Source organism: Streptomyces sp. NPDC043896, from assembly GCF_056435605.1.
Genome location: NZ_JBWKEE010000007.1, coordinates 172383 through 191828, shown reverse-complemented (window position 1 = coordinate 191828; position 19446 = coordinate 172383). Strand labels below are relative to the sequence as shown.

Here is a 19446-nt window from a genome sequence, read left to right as displayed (position 1 = left end):
GTTTGCAGTCACCCCGCGCGCTGGATTTGTCATACCTTCATAGCGTTGGGCGCATGAAGCACTCACCGCGTCTTTGGACGGTACTCAGCTGCTCCCTGCTGGTCGCGTCCCTCGGGGCCGGCGCCACCGCATGCGGGTCCGGCGACAACAACCCGCTGTCCGCCCGCCCGTACGACGCGGGCGACCAGGTCGTCTTCAACCAGCCCCCCGGCGGCCGCGCCGCCGACCCCGACAAGGCCCTGGAGGTCACCCTCAAGGGAGCCGAGGCGCGGATCACCGACGTGATGGCCGTGGACACCCACGGACGCCGCCTGGCGGGCGAACTCTCCGCCAAGGGCGACCGCTGGCACAGCACCGTCCCGATGGCGGCCGGCGTGCGCTACACCGTCACCGTGAGCACGGAGGACCAGCGAGGGGCCCCGGGCCAGCGCACGATGACCTTCGAGACCACCCCGGCCAAGAAGGTCCTCAAGGTCGAATTCGGCCCGGACGAGGGCAAGTACGGCGTCGGACAGCCCCTCACGGCCGAGCTCAACGAGCCCGTCAAGGACAAGGCCGCCCGCGCCGTCGTCGAACGGGCCCTGGTCGTCGACGCGCCGCCCGGGGTCGAGGGCGCCTGGCACTGGGTGGACGACAAGAACCTGCACTACCGCCCGAAGGACTACTGGCCCGCCCACACCACCGTCTCCGTACGGAGCAACCTGGAGGGCATCAAGGTCTCCGACGAGCTCCACGGAGCCGCCTCCAAGCCCCTGAAGCTGGAGATCGGCGACCGGGTCGAGGTCACCACCGACGCCGCCTCGCACTACCTCACGTTCGAGCGCAACGGAGAAGTGATCAACACCATCCCGGTCACCACCGGCAAGCCCGGCTTCTCCACCCGCAACGGGGTCAAGGTGGTGCTCGGCAAGCAGTACTACGTACGGATGCGCGGCGACACCGTCGGAATCGGCGGCAGCGAGTACTACAACTTGCCCGTCTACTACGCCACCCGGGTGACGTGGAGCGGTGAATACGTGCACGCCGCGCCGTGGTCCATCGGCTCCCACGGCTACGCGAACGTCAGCCACGGCTGCACCGGCATGAGCACCGGCAACGCCGCGTGGTTCTACGAGAACATCACCGAGGGCGACATCGTCAAGGTGATCAACAGCATCGGCGACGACATGGACACCTTCGGGAACGGCTTCGGCGACTGGAACATGGAGTGGAAGGAGTGGCGCGAGGGCAGCGCCCTCCTCAAGGGCACCCAGGAAGGCCGCAGCCCCGTCGACCAGGCCCGACTGCGTCCCACCGTCTGAGAGCCCCGCAGAAGCCCGTACGGGCCCGCGGGCGGCCGGAGAGCCGTCCCGCGGGCCCGTGTTCACGTCCCGGGCGCCCCGCGCGTACCGGGCGCCGCCCTCGCGGCGCCTCAGGCGTCCAGGGACAGCCGCGGCCGCAGCAGCCCCGCGAGGGTCTCCGGGAAGTCCACCGGGTCCACCGGAAGGGTGACCGCCGCGTCGGCCCGGCTCCACGTGGCCAGCCAGGCGTCCTGCGGCCGCCCCATCAGCAGCAGCACCGGGGGACACCGGAAGATCTCGTCCTTGATCTGCCGGCACACGCCCATGCCCCCGGCCGGAACCGCTTCCCCGTCCAGCACGCAGACGTCGACGCCGCCCGCGTCCAGCTCCTTGAGGACGGCTGGAAGCGTGGCGCACTCCAGGAACTCCACCGGCGGCAGGTCCGGCGCGGGCCTGCGCCCGGCGGCCAGCCGCACCTGCTCCCGGGTACCCGCGTCGTCGCTGTAGACCAGAACCCGCGCAGTCGCCCGCATTTCGTCCTCCACCTGGCCGTGAATCACGCTGATGATGCGCGGGATGCTACTCCGTCCGACCGGCTGTCAACATCGGTTCCGGCAGCCTCGCCTCCGGGCATCTGATGGGCCGTTCGGGCCTTGCACACCCCCCTGACACTCCGAACGGCACCCCCCGGGGTGAGGGCGGGATAAGCGACCGACATAATGTCGGTCGTGGCGACAGCAACGACAGTAGATACCGGGCACGCGCACCCGACGGTCAACCGGCCGAACCTCGTCAGCGTCGGAACCATCATCTGGTTGAGTTCCGAGCTGATGTTCTTCGCGGCCCTTTTCGCGATGTACTTCACCCTGCGATCCGTGACGGGCGCCGAGTACTGGACAGCAGAGGCCTCGGCCTTGAACCTGCCCTTCTCGGCGACGAACACCACGATCCTGGTGCTCTCCTCCCTCACCTGCCAGCTCGGCGTGTTCGCCGCCGAGCGCGGTGACGTGAAGAAGCTCCGGACGTGGTTCATCATCACGTTCGTCATGGGTGCGATCTTCATTGGCGGCCAGGTGTTCGAGTACACCGAGCTGGTCAAGCACGAGGGCATGTCCCTCTCGTCCGGGCCGTACGGCACGGTCTTCTACCTGACCACCGGCTTCCACGGTCTGCACGTGACGGGCGGTCTCATCGCCTTCCTGCTGGTCCTCGGCCGGACGTACGCGGCCAAGAGGTTCACCCACGAACAGGCCACGTCGGCCATCGTCGTGTCCTACTACTGGCACTTCGTCGATGTCGTCTGGATCGGCCTCTTCGCCACGATCTACCTGATCAAGTAGCGATCACGTCGCCGGGCCCGGCTCGGCACACCATCCAGAAACACCGACGCAGAAGATCCTGACACCGGGGTAATCCGTGAAAAAGCTCTCCGCACGACGACGCCATCCGCTGGCGGCGGTCGTCGTTCTACTCTTCGCGCTGGCGGTCACGGGGGGGCTGTACGCCGCCTTCGCGCCCGCGGGCAAGGCGCAGGCCGATGAAACCGCCCAGTCCCTCGCCATCGAGGAGGGCAAGAAGCTCTACGCCGTGGGCTGCGCAAGCTGCCACGGAACCGGCGGTCAGGGTTCCACTGACGGCCCCAGCCTGGTCGGCGTCGGCTCCGCGGCCGTCGACTTCCAGGTGAGCACGGGCCGCATGCCCGCCCAGCAGCCCGGCGCCCAGGTGCCGAAGAAGCCGAACATCTACACCCAGCCCCAGATCGACCAGCTCGCGGCGTACATCGCTTCGCTGGGTGCCGGCCCGATCACGCCGACCAAGAAGCAGTACGACCCGGCCGGTGCCGACATCGCCGCAGGTGGCGAGCTGTTCCGCAACAACTGCGCGCAGTGCCACAACTTCACCGGTGAGGGTGGCGCGCTGACGAACGGCAAGTACGCCCCGAACCTCGAGGACGTCTCGCCGAAGCACATCTACGAGGCCATGCTCACCGGCCCGCAGAACATGCCCTCCTTCCCCGACGCCACCATGCCGGAGAAGCAGAAGAAGGACATCATCGCGTACCTCGAGAACGTCAACGGCGAGAAGTCCACCAGCCCCGGTGGCCTCAAGCTCGGCGGCCTCGGTCCCGTCTCCGAGGGTCTGTTCGGCTGGATCTTCGGCCTGGGTGCGCTGATCGCTGTTGCCGTCTGGGTCGCGGCCCACACCGCTAAGGCCAAGAAGTCATGAGTAGCCAAGACATTCCCGAAGACAAGCACCTGCCGAGCGAGCAGGGCGACGCGCACCACGGTGCCGTAGCGGTCGCGGACGACCCGTTCGCGGACCCGGGCCTCCCGGTCCACAAGCCGCGCATCCAGGACATCGACGAGCGGGCGGCCAAGCGCTCCGAGCGCACGGTCGCGATGCTGTTCACGCTGTCGATGCTGGCCACGATCGGCTTCATCGCCTCGTTCGTGACCATCCCGGTCGACAAGATCGTGTACATCTTCCCCATCGGGAAGGTCAGCGCGCTGAACTTCGCGCTCGGCATGACGCTGGGCACGGCCCTGTTCTGCATCGGCGCCGGCGCGGTCCACTGGGCCCGCACCCTGATGTCCGACGTCGAGGTCGCCGACGAGCGCCACGAGATCGCCGCCTCCCCGGAGGTCAAGGCGAAGGTCATGCAGGACTTCGCCGACGGTGCGAACGAGTCCGGCATCGGCCGCCGCCCGCTGATCCGCAACACGATGCTCGGCGCCCTGGCCCTGCTGCCGCTCTCCGCCGTCGTGATCCTGCGCGACCTGGGCCCGCTGCCCGAGGACAAGCTGCGCAAGACCCTGTGGTCCAAGGGCAAGCTGCTCATCAACCAGAACACGATGGAGCCGCTGCGTCCCGAGGACGTCCTGGTCGGTTCGCTGACCTTCGCCATGCCGGAAGGCCTGGAGGAGGACCAGCACGACTTCCAGACGCAGATCGCCAAGGCCGCCCTGATGATCGTCCGCATCCAGCCGGAGGACATCAAGGACAAGCAGGAGCTGGAGTGGTCCCACGACGGCATCGTGGCCTTCTCCAAGATCTGCACCCACGTCGGCTGCCCGATCAGCCTGTACGAGCAGCAGACGCACCACGTGCTGTGCCCGTGCCACCAGTCCACCTTCGACCTCTCCGACGGCGCCCGTGTCATCTTCGGCCCGGCCGGTCACGCGCTTCCGCAGCTGCGGATCGGCGTGAATAGCGAAGGCTTCCTCGAGGCGCACGGCGACTTCGAAGAGCCCGTCGGTCCTGCATTCTGGGAGCGCGGATGAGCACCTCCACGAACACCTCGGCCGGCCCGGCGCGCAACGCGTCGCGCGGTGAGCGCGTAGCCGACTGGGCGGACGGCCGCCTGGGCATCTACGGCCTCGCCAAGGCCAACATGCGCAAGATCTTCCCGGACCACTGGTCCTTCATGCTGGGTGAGATCTGCCTCTACAGCTTCATCATCATCATCCTCACGGGTGTGTACCTGACGCTGTTCTTCCACCCGAGCATGAACGAGGTCGTGTACCACGGCTCGTACGTGCCGATGCAGGGCGTCCTGATGTCCGAGGCCTTCGCCTCGACCCTGGACATCAGCTTCGACGTCCGCGGTGGTCTGCTGATCCGCCAGATCCACCACTGGGCGGCGCTGATCTTCGTCGCGGCCATGGTCGTGCACATGATGCGCGTCTTCTTCACCGGCGCGTTCCGCAAGCCGCGTGAGATCAACTGGATCTTCGGCTTCCTGCTGCTGGTCCTCGGCATGTTCACCGGCTTCACCGGTTACTCGCTGCCGGACGACCTGCTCTCGGGCACCGGTGTCCGCTTCATGCAGGGCGCCATCCTGTCGGTCCCGGTCGTCGGCACCTACCTGTCGATGTTCCTCTTCGGCGGGGAGTTCCCGGGCGGCGACTTCGTCGCGCGCTTCTACTCGGTGCACATCCTGCTGCTGCCCGGCATCATGATGGGTCTGCTGGTCGCGCACCTGATCCTGGTGTTCTTCCACAAGCACACCCAGTTCGCCGGCCCCGGCAAGACGAACAACAACGTCGTCGGCATGCCGCTGCTGCCGGTCTACATGGCCAAGGCCGGAGGCTTCTTCTTCCTGGTCTTCGGTGTCATCGCGGCCATCGCGGCGATCGCCTCGATCAACCCGATCTGGGCGCTCGGCCCGTACCGCCCGGACCACGTGTCCACCGGTGCGCAGCCCGACTGGTACATGGGTATGCCGGAAGGCCTCATCCGAGCCATGCCGGGCTGGGAGATCAACCTGTGGGGCCACACGCTCGTCCTGGGCGTGTTCATCCCGCTGATCCTCTTCCCGCTGGTCCTCGGTGCGATCGCCGTCTGGCCGTTCATCGAGTCCTGGGTCACCGGCGACAAGCGCGAGCACCACATCCTGGACCGCCCGCGCAACGTCCCGACCCGTACGGCCTTCGGTGTCGCCTGGATCTCGGAGTACATCGTGCTCCTCATCGGCGGCGGCAACGACATGTTCGCCCAGTACTTCCACCTGTCGATCAACGCGATCACGTGGTTCGTCCGGATCGGCTTCTTCGTCGTCCCGGTCCTGGCCTTCATCGTCACCAAGCGGATCTGCCTCGGCCTGCAGCGCCGGGACCACGACAAGGTGCTGCACGGTCGCGAGACCGGCATCATCAAGCGTCTGCCGCACGGTGAGTTCGTCGAGGTCCACGAGCCGCTGTCGCAGGGCAAGCTGCACACCCTCACCGCGCACGAGCAGTACAAGCCGGTCGAGATCGGCCCGACGGTCGACGAGAACGGCGTCGAGCGCAAGGTGACGCGCAGCGAGAAGCTCCGCGCGAAGCTCAGCAAGGGCTTCTACGCGGAGAACAACCAGATTCCGAAGCCCACGGTGGAGGAGTACAAGGAGATCCAGGCCGGACACGGCCACCACTGATCTCCGGCATGACCGCTTGAGGGATCGGTTCCGGCCAATCCTGGTGTCGCCACAGCGAGAGCCCCGTCCAGACACTGGACGGGGCTCTTCGCGGTCTCCGGGGCTGGATAGGCTGAGATCCTTCCCATTCGGCGTGGAAACCCATGTGAGCAGCAGGAGCGGACCATGAACGTTGCGACCCCGGCAGGCGGCGACAGCGTGGCGGCCCGCAGCTGGCCGGGCATCCTGGAAGCGCTGGTCAGCCGTCAGGACCTCGCCAGCGAGGACACCGCCTGGGCGATGGAACGGATCATGCGCGGCGAGGCCACGGACGCGCAGATCGCGGGCTTCGCGCTGGCCCTCCGGGCCAAGGGCGAGACCGTGGCGGAGTACACGGGGCTGGTCCGGACGATGTACGCCCACGCCAACCTGATCGAGGTGCCCGGGCGGACCGTGGACATCGTCGGCACCGGCGGCGACGGTGCCAAGACGGTCAACATCTCGACCATGTCCGCCATCGTGGCGGCCGGCGCGGGCGCCAAGGTCGTCAAGCACGGCAACCGGGCCGCTTCCTCCGCCAGCGGCTCCTCGGACGTGCTGGAGAAGCTGGGCGTCAACCTCGCCCTGACCCCGGAACGGGTGGCGCAGGTGGCGGAGGAGGCCGGCATCACCTTCTGTGCCGCCGTCGTCTTCCACCCGGCCCTGCGGTACGCGGCCTCGGCCCGCCGGGACCTGGGGGTGCGCACCGCGTTCAACGGCCTGGGCCCGCTCACCAACCCCGCCCGGGTCAAGGCGCAGGCGGTCGGTGTCGCGGACGGGAGGCTGGCCCCGATCATGGCCGGGGTGCTCGCCGAACGGAACACCTCCGCCCTGGTCTTCCGCGGTGACGACGGCCTGGACGAGCTGACCACCACCGGGACCTCCCGGGTGTGGTGGGTCCGCGACGGCGAGGTCACGGAGCACGCCTTCGACCCGCGTGACGTCGGCATCGAGACGGTCGACATCTCGGCGCTGCGCGGCGGCGACCCGTCGTACAACGCGGACGTCGCCCGCCGCCTGCTGGCGGGGGAGACGGGCCCGGTCCGCGACGCCGTGCTGCTGAACTCCGCGTCGGCCCTGGTGGCCCTGGACCCCGGCACGGGCACGCTGGAGGAGCAGCTCGCGGCGGCCATGGCCCGTGCGGCCGAGGCCATCGACTCCGGTTCCGCCCGGGCGGCGCTGGAGCGCTGGGTGGCGGCCAGCAACGCGTAACCCCGGCCGGGCGTCGGGTGCACGGGAGCCGTCCCGGGTCCGGCGGCCGGAGGCCGGCGCAGCCGGTCGAAGCCCCGGAGGCCGCCCGCGGCCGAGCGGTGCGAGAGCGGCGTGAGAGAAGGAGACCCCGGTCCACGATGTGGACCGGGGTCTTGCGCGTGCGGGATCTTGTGGCAGGATGCTCTCCAAGGTCACGAGTGACAGCGTTTTGGCCCCGGCTTGCTGTCCGGCAACCCTCCTTCCGTGGCGGGGTGCCCCGGGTGATGACCAGGTCGTAGGCAGAGAGGTCTACGGCAAGCGCGGATCCCTCGACACCAGGGGTCCTGGTCTCTCGAGGAGCGTTTTCCGTGAGCAAGCGAATGCGATAGGGCGACTCCGCCCCTTCTTCCACCCTCGGATCAGGGTCGTTTCCGCGTACCCCCGATCAGTCCGAGGCATTTCCCGTACCCCCGACGGCCGCCGTCACGCGCCGCCGTACCCGCGTACGGGCACACCGAAGCCATTCAGCCCTGCCTGCCGGGAGATACCGCCATGTCCGCATCCCTGAACGCCGCCGCCACCGCCGCCTCCTCCTCCGCCTGCGCCGACGCCCCTGCCTGCGCCGAGCCGCTGGCCGTTCTGGGCCGGGACGTCACCGTCCCGCTGGTCACCGGCGGCGAGGTCACGTACGCCGCCCTCGACTACGCGGCGAGCGCCCCCGCGCTCCAGCGGGTCTGGGACGACGTCGCCGCGTACGCCCCGTACTACGGCAGCGTCCACCGCGGCGCCGGCTACCTCTCGCAGCTGTCCACCGACCTCTTCGAGCAGAGCCGGGCCACGGTCGCCCGGTTCCTCGACTGCCGGCCCTCCGACCAGGTGGTCTTCACCCGGTCCACCACCGACTCCCTCAACCTGCTCGCCGCCGCGCTGCCCGCCGACTGCCGGGTGTTCGTCTTCGAGACCGAGCACCATGCCTCGCTGCTGCCCTGGGGCGACGCCCGGGTCACCTGCCTCGACGCCCCGCGCACCCCCGGCGAGGCCGTCGCCACCCTGGAGCGCGCCCTGGCCGACCGCGAGCCGTACGGTCCGGCGCTGGTCTGCGTCACCGGCGCCTCCAACGTCACCGGAGAGCTGTGGCCGGTGAAGGAGCTCGCCGCCGCCGCGCACGCCCACGGCGCCCGGATCGTGCTGGACGCCGCCCAGCTGGCCCCCCACCACCCCGTCTCCGTCCGGGAGCTCGACGTGGACTGGGTCGCCTTCTCGGGGCACAAGCTGTACGCCCCCTTCGGCTCGGGCGTGCTGGCCGGCCGCGCCGACTGGCTCCAGGAGGCGGAGCCGTACCTCGCGGGCGGCGGCGCCTCCCGCAAGGTCGCCCGCCGCGAGGACGGCGGCGTCGACGTCGAGTGGCACACCACCGCCGCGCGCCACGAGGCCGGCTCCCCGAACGTCATCGGCGTCTACTCCATCGCCTCCGCCTGCCGCGCGCTGGAGGAGGCCGGCTTCGAGAACCTCGTCGCCCGGGAGGAGCACCTCATCGCGAAGGTCCGGGAGGGTCTGGCGGAGGTCCCGGCGGTGCGGGTGCTGTCGCTGTTCGGGGACGACGCCCCGCGCGTCGGCGTCATCTCGTTCGTGGTCGACGGCTGGAACAGCTCGCACTTCGCGGCGGCGCTGTCGGCCGAGTACGGGATCGGGGTGCGGGACGGGCTCTTCTGCGCGCACCCTCTGGTACGGACCCTGCTGGGCAGCGAGCCGCAGGCCCAGGGGGAGTGCGGGGCGCCGGAGGCGGCGCCGGGGGAGCGCTCGCTGAACGCGATCCGGGTCAGCTTCGGGGCCGGCACGCCGGACGAACACGTGGAGCGCTTCGTCCGCGCGGTGCGGGAGCTGGTCGAGGACGGCGCGAAGTGGCAGTACCGCACCGAAGAGGGCCGCTGCGTCCCGGCCGTGTAGTGCCGCACCGGGGCGGCGGCCGCGCGCCGGTCGGCCCCGACACCCGTGGGGGCCGGACCTTCCGGCCCCGCGCGGCGGGAACCCGGCGTACCGGCCCGGTGAGAGGGCTACGCGTCGAGGCCGATGGCGAAGGCGGCTTCCAGGTCGTGCTGGGAGTACGTACGGAACGCCACGTGCGTGTCGGTCGCCTCCACGCCCGGGATCTTGCTGATGCGCCCGGGGATGATGTCGGCGAGGTTCTCGTGACGGGCCACGCGGACCAGCGCGATCAGGTCGTACGTACCGGTGACGGAGTAGACCTCGCTGACGCTGTCCAGCTGGGCGATGGACTCCGCGATCTCGGGGATGCGGTCCACGCTGGTCTTGATGAGCACGATCGCGGTGATCACGGTTGGCTGTCTCCCTCGCCGGCAGTCACTGGTCTCCTCACTCTAGTCGCACGGCGATACCGCCCCCACGCGTAGAGGAACCCGAGGGAGAAGCCCACGACATGGGCCAGGTAGGCCACTCCCGGACCGCTCTCCGCACGGTGCGCGGCCAGCCACTGGAGGCCGAACCAGAACAGCAGCACGATCCACGCCGGGAACCGCAGCGGCAGGAAGAGGAGGAACGGGAACAGGCTCGTCACCCGGGCCCGCGGGAAGAGGCACAGGAAGGCCCCCAGCGCCGCCGAGATCGCCCCGGACGCCCCGACCAGGGTCTGGTCCGAGGAGGCGTTGGCCGCCGCGTAGGCGGCGAGGGCGAGGTATCCCGTACAGACGTAGAACACGAGGAACGGGACGCGGCCCATCCGCTCCTCCGTCATCGCGCCGAAGACGTAGAGGAACAGCATGTTCCCCAGCAGGTGCAGCCAGCTGCCGTGGACGAAGAGCGCGGTCAGCGGGGTCAGCAGCGGGCGCACCGCGCCCGAGAACAGCTCGTCCGGGACGACGCCCCAGTGCCGGAAGTACGCCGTCCCCGTCGTGAAGAGCAGGTCGCCCGTCCCGAAGGACGGGTTCAGGCCGGAAGCCGGGCCGAGGAAGAACACCACGCAGCAGGCGGCGATCAGCGCGTACGTGACCAAGGGGCCCCGGGCGGCCTCGCACAGGGTCCGCCACTTTACGATCATGCGACAGAGCATGACGCAGGTGGACCCACCTGAGGGTGGTGCCAGGCCGTAGGGTTACGTGCTGCGGTCCGACGACCGTGGCGTAGGGCTTTAATTGAATGAGCTACGAAGGAGAGAGCGGCCTGATGACGGTTCCCCTGCCGACCGACACCACCCGGTGGCGCTGCACCCTGTGCGGCAACCTCACGCGGTTCGATGTCACCCGATCGTCGAAGGTCGTGGAGTACGTCCACCTCGATCTTGCCGGGGAGCCCAAGGTCGAGGAGCGCGAGGTGCTCAGTGAGACCATCGAGTCGGTCCGCTGCCGCTGGTGCAACGCTGTGGACCAGATCGAGCTCGTGGACAGGCCGGGCACCGACTCCTGACGGAGCCGGGCCCACAGTAGATCACGGTAGGGGTGACGGATTGTGGAGCCAGCAAGCGGCGCGAGGCCGGCCGACGCGGCCGGCGACGCCGCGGAGGTCCTCGACCGCCCGCTGCCGGAAGGCGTGCGGCGCCGGGTCGTCGCGATCGTCTCGGACGCCTTCGGCGGTCTGACGGTCGCGGACCTCCCGGCGCAGCTGCGCCAGTACGCCCGTTTCACCCCGACCCGGCGCGCCAAGTTCGCGGGCAACGCCATGGCCGCCGCCGTGGAGACCGACGGGGTCTTCCGCAGCCGGATCGCGGAGAAGCTGCGCGAGGCGCAGCCGGAGCTGGCCGGGGCCCTGGAGTCGGGGGCGCCGCCCGCCGCCGCCGACCCGCTGGACGTGGCGGCCGCCGCGTACGTGCTGCGCCCGGCCGGCTGGGTCAAGCTGGTGGCCTCCGCGGGCGAGGAGGCGCAGCGCGCCGACGCCGAGCGGGTCGGCGACGAGACCCGGCGCGAGCTGGAGCGGCTGCGCGAGGAGCTGGCCCACCTGAAGGAGGCCCAGCGCTCCGGGGGCGAGCAGGTGCGGGCCGAGCTGGAGGCCGCCCGCAAGGAAGCGGAATCGCTTCAGCGCAAGCTGCGCAGTGCCCTGAGCGACGTCAAGCGGGGCGAGGCCGCCTTGCGGAAGCTGGGCGCCGAGATCGACGGGATCCGCGGTGAGGCGGCCGCGCAGGTGGCCGCCGCGGAGAGCGAGTCCCGGCGGCTCAAGTCCCGCCTCGCGGAGGTGGAGTCGGCGCTGGAGACCTCGCGCCGGGCCGCCCGTGAGGGGCGCAGCACCGAGGACATGCGGCTGCGGCTGCTGCTGGACACCGTGCTGGACGCGGCGGCGGGGCTGCGCCGCGAGCTGGCGCTGCCGCCGGTCTCGACGCGGCCGGCCGACACCGTGGACGCGGTGGAGCCGGGGCGCATGACGCCGAAGGACATCGCGGCGCGGGCGCTGTCGGAGACCGATCCGGCGTTGCTGGACCAGTTGTTGGCACTGCCGCAGGCGCATCTGGTGGTCGACGGCTACAACGTGACGAAGACCGGCTATCCGACCATGCCGCTGGAGAAGCAGCGGCTGCGCCTGCTGGGCGGGCTGTCGATGCTGGCCGCCCAGACGGGCGCCGAGATGACGTGCGTCTTCGACGGTGCGGAGCTCGCGGCGCCGGTGCTGCTCGCGCCCCCGCGCGGGGTGCGCGTGCTGTTCTCCAAGGCCGGTGTGACCGCCGACGAGTTGATCCGCCAGCTGGTGCGCGCCGAGCCGCCGGGCCGGCCGGTGGTCGTGGTCTCCACCGACCGTGAGGTGGCCGACGGGGTCGCGAAGGCGGGCGCCCGTCCGGTGACGTCCGCACTGCTGCTCAAGAGGCTTTCGCGCGTTTCGTGAGCGGCGCCCGCAATGCCGGGACCGGGGGTGCAAGCGGAAGACGTACCGTCAGCCCTTCGGCACGCAGCGTGGGCTCTCGGTAAAAGAAGCGGAATCCCGGGGGGTTTCTGGTGCGCGGGGTTTGAAGTGATCATGGGCACGTCACTAGGGTCTGCCCAAACCTTCGTGCGGCAGATCACCCGTTCGGGTGCGGGCGGAGGTGTCGCCGGCGCGTCCCCGTCCGCTTCCGGCGGCTCCAGGAAGAAGGAGCTCGCTCCCGTGGCGTTCCACCGTCGACCCAAGCAGCCGGCCCGCACGCGCGTGACCGTGCTCACCGCCACCGCCGCCGCGGCGGTCGCCCTCTCCTCGCACTCCGCCGCGGCCGCCCCGGGCGCGCCGGACAAGGACGGGGTCAAGGCCAAGGTCGACGCCCTCTACGAGGAGGCCGAGCAGGCCGCGGAGAAGTCCAACGGGGCCCGCGAGCGCCAGGAGGAGCTGGAGAAGGAGATCGCCCGGCTCCAGGACGCGATGGCGCGCGGCCAGGACGAACTCAACGACCTGCGCAACACGCTCGGTTCGATGGCGGCGGCCCAGTACCGCGGCGGCGGCCTCGACCCCTCCGTCGCGCTCCTGCTCTCCGGCGACCCCGAGACCTACCTCGACAAGGCCGCCACCCTCCAGCGGCTGAGCGGCAGACAGCTGGAGGCGGCAGCCAGGATCCAGGCCAAGCAGCGCACCCTCGCCCAGCAGCGGCAGGAGGCCGCCGGCAAGCTCGCCGACCTCGACGCCACCCGCAAGGAGCTCGGCGAGAAGAAGAAGGCCGCCCAGGACAAGCTCGCCGAGGCCCGGGCCCTCCTCAACACGCTGACCGCACAGGAACGCAGCCGGCTCAAGGAGGAGGAGGCCAGGCAGAGCAGGGCCGGTGAGAAGGCCGCCCCCGCCGTGAGCGCCTCCGGCCGCGCCGGCGCCGCGCTGGCCGCCGCGAAGACCAAGCTCGGCAGCGCGTACGTCATGGGCGCCACCGGCCCCGGCGCCTACGACTGCTCGGGGCTGACCCAGTGGGCCTACGGCCAGGCCGGCGTCGGCATCAGCCGCACCACCTACACCCAGGCGAACGACGGCACGCGCATCGGACGCAGCCAGCTCCAGCCCGGTGACCTGGTCTTCTTCTACGACGACCTGCACCACGTCGGCCTGTACGCCGGCAACAACCTGACCCTGCACGCCTCCAACCCGCGCGGCGGGGTCAAGTACGAGTCCATGGACAACATGCCGTTCCGGTTCGGCGTCCGCGTCTGACCGCGAGGGCTCGGGGAGGAGGGCGGGGAACCTCCGGGGGCGACCCGGGGGAGACGCGCCGTACACCGCCCATCCGGGCGAATTGCGCGGACCGGGTCTGACCGCACGCCCCGCCCATGACCTGCGCCTGAGGCCGGGCGCCCGCACGCGCGCCCGCCGCCGGTCGTTGGCCGGTGCGTGGCCGCACGGCTACTGTCTGCCAGCGCGGAATCCGGAACACGGCCGTCCACGGGGGGCGGACCCGGGCCGCGCGCAGCGGAAGGAGCGGTTCCCCATGGCGTCCCACCGCCGGCCCGGGCTCAGCGGCCTCGACCGGAACACCAAGGTCACCGTCCTCACCGCCGCCGCGGCCAGCGCCGCCGTGGCCATGACGGGCGCCCCCGCGCTCGCCTCCCCCGGACTCCCCCAGGAACCGCCCGGCGGCACCCGCGCCCAGGTCGACCGCCTCTTCGAAGAGGCCGAGCAGGCCACCGAGCGGTACAACGAGGCCGGCGAGAAGGCCGACGCGCTGCGCACCGAGATCAGCCGCGCCCAGGACGCCGTCGCCCGCGGCCAGGACCGCATCAACACCATGCGCGGGGTCCTCGGAACCTTCGCCGGCGCCCAGTACCGCTCCGGCGGCCTCGACCCCACCGTCGAGCTGATGCTCTCCGACGACCCCGGCGCCTACCTCGACAAGGCCGCCGTCCTCAACCGGCTCAGCGGGCGCCAGGCCCAGCAGCTGGGCGAACTCCGCGAGGAACAGCGGCGCATCGGACGGCAGCGCCAGGAAGCCTCCCGCAAACTCGCCGAACTCGAAGCCCTGCGCACCGAGGTCGCCACCCAGAAGCGCTCCGTCACCGCCAAGCTCGCCGCCGCGCGCAGGCTGCTCAACGCCATGCCCTCCGAGGAGCGCGCCGACTTCGAACGCGCCTCCCGCTCCGGCGGCCGCGCCGACGTCCTCCCCGACCCGCCCTCCGGCGGCCGGGCCTCGGGCCGCGCCATGGCCGCCGTGATGGCCGCCCGAGCGGCCGTCGGGAAGCCGTACGTATGGGGCTCCACCGGCCCCTCCGGCTTCGACTGCTCCGGGCTGATGGTGTGGTCGTACCGCCAGGCCGGGGTCTCCCTGCCGCGCACCTCGCAGGCCCAGCGGCACGCGGGCCGGCAGGTCCCGCTGTCGCAGGCGCAGCCCGGGGACCTGGTGACGTACCGCTCCGACGCCAGCCACGTCGGCATGTACGTCGGCAACGGCCAGGTGGTGCACGCCCCGTACCCGGGCGCGCGGGTGCGGTACGACCCCGTCGGGATGATGCCGGTGTCCTCGGTGACCCGGCCCTGAACCCGGCCGTGCGTACGATCGGCGGATGATCCCGGTCCGCCGCCGCACCGCCGTACGCCTCCTCGCCCTCGCGCTGTGCCCCCTCCCGGCGGCGGCCGGCTGCGCCGGCCCGGAGCCGGCCGCCCCCGACGACACGGCGGTGCGGCGGGCCGTGGCCGGCTGGGCGGCCGCCCCGCCCGGGCGGCTCGCCGCGATCCCCCTGGCGGACTGGGCGTACCGGGTCGACTCCGTCCGGTTCGAGGGCGGACGGGCCTTCGCGCGCGCGGAGCTGCGCTACCGGCTCGCCGGCTACGACCGCGCCCCCGCCTCCTCGGCCCGCGAGGTGGAACTGGCCCCGGACGGCACCGGCTGGCGGGTCACCGCCGACCGGCCCGCCCCCGGGGCGCCGGCGCAGCTGTGGGACCAGGGCGAGGTCGCGGCCGTACGGGGCGCGCACAGCCTGGTCCTCGGGGCCGGCCGGAGCCCGCAGGAACTGTCCGCCCTCGCCGCCGGGGCCGACCGCGCGGTGCCGGCGGTGAACGCCGCCTGGCCGGGGCCGTGGGCGCGGCGGGTGGTGGTCCTCGCCCCCGGCACACTGGACGGCATGGCCGCGCTGCTGGGCCGGCCGGCCGACACCTACCGGGGCCTGGGGGCCGTCACCACCGGCAGCACCGGCGACGGTCCGGCCCCGGCCGACCGGGTGGTGGTCAACCCGGAGGGGTACGCGGAGCTTTCGGAGGCCGGGCGGGGAATCGTCCTCACCCACGAGGTCACCCACGTCGCGACCCGCGCCGCCACCTCGGCCCGGACCCCGCAGTGGCTGTCCGAGGGCTTCGCCGACTGGGCCGCGTACCGGGAGACCGGCACCATTCCCGCCGACGGAGCCCCCGAGCTGGCGCGCGCCGTGCGGCGGGGCGAACTGCCGGGCGCGCTCCCGGCCGACGGGGACTTCGCCTTCGGCGCCGACCCCCGCACCGCGGCCCGGGCCTACGAGGGGGCCTGGCTGGCCTGCCGGCTCATCGCCGCCCGCTGGGGCGAGCCCGCCCTGGTGCGCCTCTACGAGTCGGCCGGCCGCGAACCGCTCCCGGCGGCACTGGAGCAGACCCTCGGGACGGACCTCCCCGGGCTGACGGAGGCCTGGCGGCAGGCGCTGAGGGCGGACCTGGGGTAACCGTCGGGTACGTTGGCGGGGATGCACAAGACGCTGATCGTGACGAACGACTTCCCGCCGCGCCCGGGCGGTATCCAGGCCTTCCTGCACAACATGGCGCTGCGGCTGGACCCCGAGCGGGTCGTCGTCTACGCCTCCACCTGGAAGCACAGCGCAGAGGGCCGCGAGGCGACGGCCGCCTTCGACGCGGAGCAGCCGTTCCCCGTGGTGCGCGACCGCACGACGATGCTGCTGCCGACACCCCGGGTGACCCGGCGCGCGGTGTCCCTGCTGCGCGAACACGGCTGCGAGTCCGTGTGGTTCGGCGCGGCGGCCCCCCTCGGACTGATGGGCCCGGCGCTGCGCCGGGCGGGCGCGCGGCGGATCGTCGCCACCACCCACGGGCACGAGGCCGGCTGGGCACAGCTGCCGGCCGCGCGGCAGCTGCTGCGGCGGATCGGCGAGGGCACGGACACGCTGACGTACCTCGGGGAGTACACGCGCTCGCGGATCGCCTCGGCGGTGACGGAGCGGGCGGCGGCGCGGATGGTCCAGCTCCCGCCGGGGGTGGACGAGAAGACCTTCCACCCCGGGTCGGGCGGCGCGGAGGTCCGGGCACGGCTGGGCCTGTCCGACCGCCCGGTGGTGGTCTGCGTGTCCCGTCTCGTCCCCCGGAAGGGGCAGGACACCCTGATCGAGGCGATGCCGCGGATCCTGGCGGCGGTGCCGGACGCGGCGCTGCTGATCGTCGGCGGCGGCCCGTACGAGGCGGACCTGCGCGCGCTGGCCGCCGCGAAGGGGGTCGCGGACTCCGTCGTCTTCACGGGAGCGGTCCCATGGGAGGAACTCCCGGCCCACTACGGCGCGGGGGACGTCTTCGCGATGCCGTGCCGGACCCGGCGGGGCGGGCTGGACGTGGAGGGGCTCGGCATCGTCTACCTGGAGGCCTCGGCGACGGGCCTGCCGGTGGTCGCGGGCGACTCGGGCGGGGCGCCGGACGCGGTGCTGGACGGTGAGACCGGCTGGGTGGTCCGGGGCGGCGACCCCGACGACGCGGCGGACCGCGTCGTCGCGCTGCTCCGGGATCCGGAACTCCGCGCCCGCATGGGCGAAGCGGGCCGGGCGTGGGTCGAGCGCCAGTGGCGCTGGGACCACCTGGCCGAGGGGCTCCGCGCCCTCCTTTAGAACGCTCCGCGCTCCTTCCTGACGCGCGGATCGGCCGTGGCCGGCCACGCCTTTGTGACGCGCCGCTCGCGCGGCTCGGCCGTGGCCGGCCACGCCTCTTTGACGCGTCGCTCGCGCGGCTCGGCCGTGGCCGGCCTCTCCGGCTTCGCGCCGCTGCGCCGGCCTCCGGCCGGCGGGTGCGGGGCGGGGCCGGTCGCTCGGGCTGGGGGCGGTGGGTCGTGTGCGGGTGGTGGGCCGCTGCGCGGGGCCGTCCCCTACCCGCCCTTCGCCCGTTCCCAGGGGGCTCCGCCCCCAGACCCCCACGCCTCAATCGCCGGCGGGGCTGGAAAATCCAGCCCCGCCGGCGATTGAGGCGACGGGCGCGTAGCGCCCGTACCGGGTCAGGGGCGGAGCCCCTGGGAACGGTGGAAGGGCGGGTAGGGGACCTCGCCCCGCGCAGCGGTCAGCCCGCCCGCAGACGACCCACCGCCCCCGGCCAAGGGCACCGCCCCGGCCCCGCGTGAGCGGAGTGTCGACAACGAGCGACAAACGGCGGCATGGGCGGTCAGGTGCGGTCATTCCCGGCCGGACTCCGTCAGAACGGTCGCCCAAACCTCCCGCCCGGCTACGGTCCACACATGTCTGACTGTTACTCACATGCGTGGCAGTGCGAGTTATGGCCGGTTGGGCGGAATCCGCTCATGATGCGGCCATGACACCCAACCTGACGCGCCGTCAACTGGGCCTCAACGCCCTCCGCGCCGCCGCCGCCCTCGGCATCACCCGCATCGGCCTCGGCGCCGCCGCCGCGGCCGAACCCCCCGCCGCCCGGTACGCGCCCGCCATCGTCGTCGGCTCCGGATACGGGGCCGCCGTCGCCGCGCTGCGCCTCGGGCAGGCCGGCGTCCGGACCGTCGTCCTGGAGATGGGGCGGCTCTGGGACGCCCCCGGGCCCGACGGCAAGGTGTTCCCCTCCACCTCCGCCCCCGACCACCGCTCCATGTGGTTCCGCAACCGCACCGAGGCCCCGCTCGCCCAGTTCCTCTGGCTCGACGTCGTCAACCGCGACATCAGCCCCTACCCCGGGGTCCTCGACCGCGTGAACCACGGCGACATGTCCGTCTACGTCGGCCGCGGCGTCGGCGGGGGCTCGCTCGTCAACGGCGGCATGGCCCCGACCCCCAGACGCTCCTACTTCACCGAGGTGTTCCCCGGCGTGGACGCCGGGGAGATGTACGGCACCTACTACCCCCGCGCCCGCTCCATGCTCGGGGTCAACGACATCGACCCCGCCTGGTTCGAGTCCACCGAGTGGTACCGCTTCGCCCGGATCTCCAGGAAACACGCCCACCACACGGGCCTGAAGACCACCTTCGTACCCAACGTCTACGACTTCGAGCACATGAAGCGCGAGGCCGCCGGCACCGCCCCCCGATCCGCCCTCGCCGGCGAGGTCATCTACGGCAACAACCACGGCAAGAAGAGCGTCGACAAGACCTACCTCGCCGCCGCCCTCGGCACCGGCAACGTCACCATCGAGACCATGCAGCACGTGGTCGCCGTACGCCCCGACCCGGCCGGCGGCTACGTCCTGACCGTGCGGACCAGCGACCTCACCGGCCGCGTCACCCAGGTCCGCGAACTCGGCTGCAAGCAGCTCTTCCTGGGCGCCGGCAGCCTCGGCACCACCGAGATCCTGCTGCGCGCCCGCGAGACCGGCGCACTGCCCGCGCTCAGCGAGAAGGTCGGGCTCGGCTGGGGCCCCAACGGCAACGTCATGACCGCCCGCGCCAACCACCTCTGGGACACGGTCGGCTGCAACCAGGCCACCATGCCCGCCCTCGGCATCGACGACTGGGACAACGCGGCCCACCCCGTCTTCGCGGAGATCGCCCCGCTCCCCATGGGCATCGAGCACTGGATCTCGATGTACCTGGCCATCACCAAGAACCCCGAGCGCGGCCGCTTCACCTACGACGCCGCGAGCGACACGGCGCGGCTCAACTGGACCCGGGACCAGAACGCCCCGGCGGTCGCGGCCGCCAAGAGCCTCTTCGACCGGATCAACCGCCGCAACGTCACCATCTACCGCTACGACCTCTTCGGCGAGAACAAGGCCTTCGCCGACACCTTCACCTACCACCCGCTCGGCGGCTGCGTCCTCGGCGAGGCCACCGACGCCTACGGCCGGGTCAAGGGCCACCAGGGGCTCTACGTGCTGGACGGCTCACTGGTACCCGGCTCGCTCGGCGTGAACCCGTTCGTCACGATCACAGCTCTCGCCGAGCGGAACATGGACCGGATCCTCGCCCAGCCGTAGTCCGGGGCG

General features: G+C 71.9%; 17 protein-coding genes and 1 riboswitch. Of the genes, 14 read left to right on the top strand and 3 right to left on the bottom strand.

Annotated features, from left to right (window positions below; genetic code table 11):
• The first annotated feature begins 53 nt into the window (after positions 1–53).
• Complete coding sequence (locus AC069X_RS12710) at positions 54–1301, top strand: L,D-transpeptidase (RefSeq protein ID WP_478727891.1); 1248 nt, start codon at positions 54–56, stop codon at positions 1299–1301.
• A 110-nt stretch (positions 1302–1411) separates the two neighbouring features.
• On the opposite strand, the gene AC069X_RS12705 is transcribed toward AC069X_RS12710, so the two are convergent.
• Complete coding sequence (locus tag AC069X_RS12705; RefSeq protein ID WP_478727890.1) at positions 1412–1813, bottom strand: hypothetical protein; 402 nt, start codon at positions 1811–1813, stop codon at positions 1412–1414.
• 186 nt (positions 1814–1999) lie between these two features.
• Between AC069X_RS12705 and ctaE the strand changes: the two genes are divergently transcribed.
• The 6 genes from ctaE to AC069X_RS12675 all read left to right on the top strand — a co-directional run bounded on the left by ctaE (position 2000) and on the right by AC069X_RS12675 (position 9351).
• Positions 2000–2620: an aa3-type cytochrome oxidase subunit III gene (ctaE, locus tag AC069X_RS12700; RefSeq protein WP_478727888.1), complete on the top strand. Its 621-nt coding sequence runs from the start codon at positions 2000–2002 to the stop codon at positions 2618–2620.
• Positions 2621–2696: 76 nt separating this feature from the next.
• Positions 2697–3506, top strand: coding sequence for a cytochrome bc1 complex diheme cytochrome c subunit (qcrC, locus tag AC069X_RS12695; RefSeq protein ID WP_478727886.1), 810 nt, complete (start codon positions 2697–2699; stop codon positions 3504–3506).
• On the top strand, positions 3503–4561 hold the full coding sequence (qcrA, locus tag AC069X_RS12690; RefSeq protein WP_478727885.1) for a cytochrome bc1 complex Rieske iron-sulfur subunit: 1059 nt from the start codon (positions 3503–3505) through the stop codon (positions 4559–4561). Before qcrC ends, qcrA begins: the two co-directional genes overlap by 4 nt.
• Positions 4558–6195, top strand: coding sequence for a cytochrome bc1 complex cytochrome b subunit (qcrB, locus tag AC069X_RS12685; protein ID WP_478727883.1), 1638 nt, complete (start codon positions 4558–4560; stop codon positions 6193–6195). Before qcrA ends, qcrB begins: the two co-directional genes overlap by 4 nt.
• A gap of 165 nt (positions 6196–6360) precedes the next feature.
• Entirely contained in the window at positions 6361–7425 is a 1065-nt protein-coding gene (gene trpD, locus AC069X_RS12680; protein ID WP_478727882.1) for an anthranilate phosphoribosyltransferase, read from the top strand.
• Positions 7426–7614: 189 nt separating this feature from the next.
• Positions 7615–7731: riboswitch (SAM riboswitch) on the top strand.
• Positions 7732–7956: 225 nt separating this feature from the next.
• On the top strand, positions 7957–9351 hold the full coding sequence (locus AC069X_RS12675; protein WP_478727880.1) for an aminotransferase class V-fold PLP-dependent enzyme: 1395 nt from the start codon (positions 7957–7959) through the stop codon (positions 9349–9351).
• 107 nt (positions 9352–9458) lie between these two features.
• Here AC069X_RS12675 and AC069X_RS12670 read toward each other — a convergent pair whose 3' ends face one another.
• Entirely contained in the window at positions 9459–9740 is a 282-nt protein-coding gene (locus AC069X_RS12670; RefSeq protein ID WP_007263678.1) for an Lrp/AsnC family transcriptional regulator, read from the bottom strand.
• Positions 9737–10459 carry a rhomboid family intramembrane serine protease gene (locus AC069X_RS12665; RefSeq protein ID WP_478727878.1) on the bottom strand — a complete coding sequence of 241 codons (723 nt, stop codon included), beginning with the start codon at positions 10457–10459 and terminating at the stop codon, positions 9737–9739. The genes AC069X_RS12670 and AC069X_RS12665 overlap by 4 nt, the downstream gene beginning before the upstream one ends.
• A gap of 125 nt (positions 10460–10584) precedes the next feature.
• On the opposite strand from AC069X_RS12665, the gene AC069X_RS12660 reads away from it, so the two are divergent.
• The 7 genes from AC069X_RS12660 (at position 10585) to AC069X_RS12630 (ending at position 19437) form a co-directional block, all read left to right on the top strand.
• Positions 10585–10824 carry a hypothetical protein gene (locus AC069X_RS12660; protein ID WP_478727876.1) on the top strand — a complete coding sequence of 80 codons (240 nt, stop codon included), beginning with the start codon at positions 10585–10587 and terminating at the stop codon, positions 10822–10824.
• 39 nt (positions 10825–10863) lie between these two features.
• On the top strand, positions 10864–12228 hold the full coding sequence (locus AC069X_RS12655) for an NYN domain-containing protein (protein ID WP_478728185.1): 1365 nt from the start codon (positions 10864–10866) through the stop codon (positions 12226–12228).
• A gap of 258 nt (positions 12229–12486) precedes the next feature.
• On the top strand, positions 12487–13506 hold the full coding sequence (locus AC069X_RS12650; RefSeq protein WP_478727874.1) for a C40 family peptidase: 1020 nt from the start codon (positions 12487–12489) through the stop codon (positions 13504–13506).
• Between the two features lie 274 nt (positions 13507–13780).
• Positions 13781–14824 (top strand): C40 family peptidase, encoded by a 1044-nt coding sequence (locus AC069X_RS12645; protein WP_478727872.1) that lies wholly within the window; start codon positions 13781–13783, stop codon positions 14822–14824.
• A 25-nt stretch (positions 14825–14849) separates the two neighbouring features.
• A complete protein-coding gene (locus AC069X_RS12640) occupies positions 14850–15974 on the top strand; it encodes a hypothetical protein (protein WP_478727870.1) in 1125 nt (374 codons plus the stop codon).
• 21 nt (positions 15975–15995) lie between these two features.
• Entirely contained in the window at positions 15996–17138 is a 1143-nt protein-coding gene (locus AC069X_RS12635) for a glycosyltransferase family 4 protein (RefSeq protein ID WP_478727869.1), read from the top strand.
• A 691-nt stretch (positions 17139–17829) separates the two neighbouring features.
• Positions 17830–19437, top strand: coding sequence for a GMC oxidoreductase (locus AC069X_RS12630; RefSeq protein WP_478727867.1), 1608 nt, complete (start codon positions 17830–17832; stop codon positions 19435–19437).
• Positions 19438–19446 lie beyond the last annotated feature (9 nt).

Coding starts and splice junctions, on each gene's coding strand:
- AC069X_RS12710 (WP_478727891.1), top strand. CDS start 54: ATGAAGCACTCACCGCGTCTTTGGACGGTACTCAGCTGCTCCCTGCTG.
- AC069X_RS12705 (WP_478727890.1), bottom strand. CDS start 1,813: ATGCGGGCGACTGCGCGGGTTCTGGTCTACAGCGACGACGCGGGTACC.
- ctaE (WP_478727888.1), top strand. CDS start 2,000: ATGTCGGTCGTGGCGACAGCAACGACAGTAGATACCGGGCACGCGCAC.
- qcrA (WP_478727885.1), top strand. CDS start 3,503: ATGAGTAGCCAAGACATTCCCGAAGACAAGCACCTGCCGAGCGAGCAG.
- qcrB (WP_478727883.1), top strand. CDS start 4,558: ATGAGCACCTCCACGAACACCTCGGCCGGCCCGGCGCGCAACGCGTCG.
- trpD (WP_478727882.1), top strand. CDS start 6,361: ATGAACGTTGCGACCCCGGCAGGCGGCGACAGCGTGGCGGCCCGCAGC.
- AC069X_RS12675 (WP_478727880.1), top strand. CDS start 7,957: ATGTCCGCATCCCTGAACGCCGCCGCCACCGCCGCCTCCTCCTCCGCC.
- AC069X_RS12665 (WP_478727878.1), bottom strand. CDS start 10,459: ATGATCGTAAAGTGGCGGACCCTGTGCGAGGCCGCCCGGGGCCCCTTG.
- AC069X_RS12660 (WP_478727876.1), top strand. CDS start 10,585: ATGACGGTTCCCCTGCCGACCGACACCACCCGGTGGCGCTGCACCCTG.
- AC069X_RS12645 (WP_478727872.1), top strand. CDS start 13,781: ATGGCGTCCCACCGCCGGCCCGGGCTCAGCGGCCTCGACCGGAACACC.
- AC069X_RS12640 (WP_478727870.1), top strand. CDS start 14,850: ATGATCCCGGTCCGCCGCCGCACCGCCGTACGCCTCCTCGCCCTCGCG.
- AC069X_RS12635 (WP_478727869.1), top strand. CDS start 15,996: ATGCACAAGACGCTGATCGTGACGAACGACTTCCCGCCGCGCCCGGGC.
- AC069X_RS12630 (WP_478727867.1), top strand. CDS start 17,830: ATGACACCCAACCTGACGCGCCGTCAACTGGGCCTCAACGCCCTCCGC.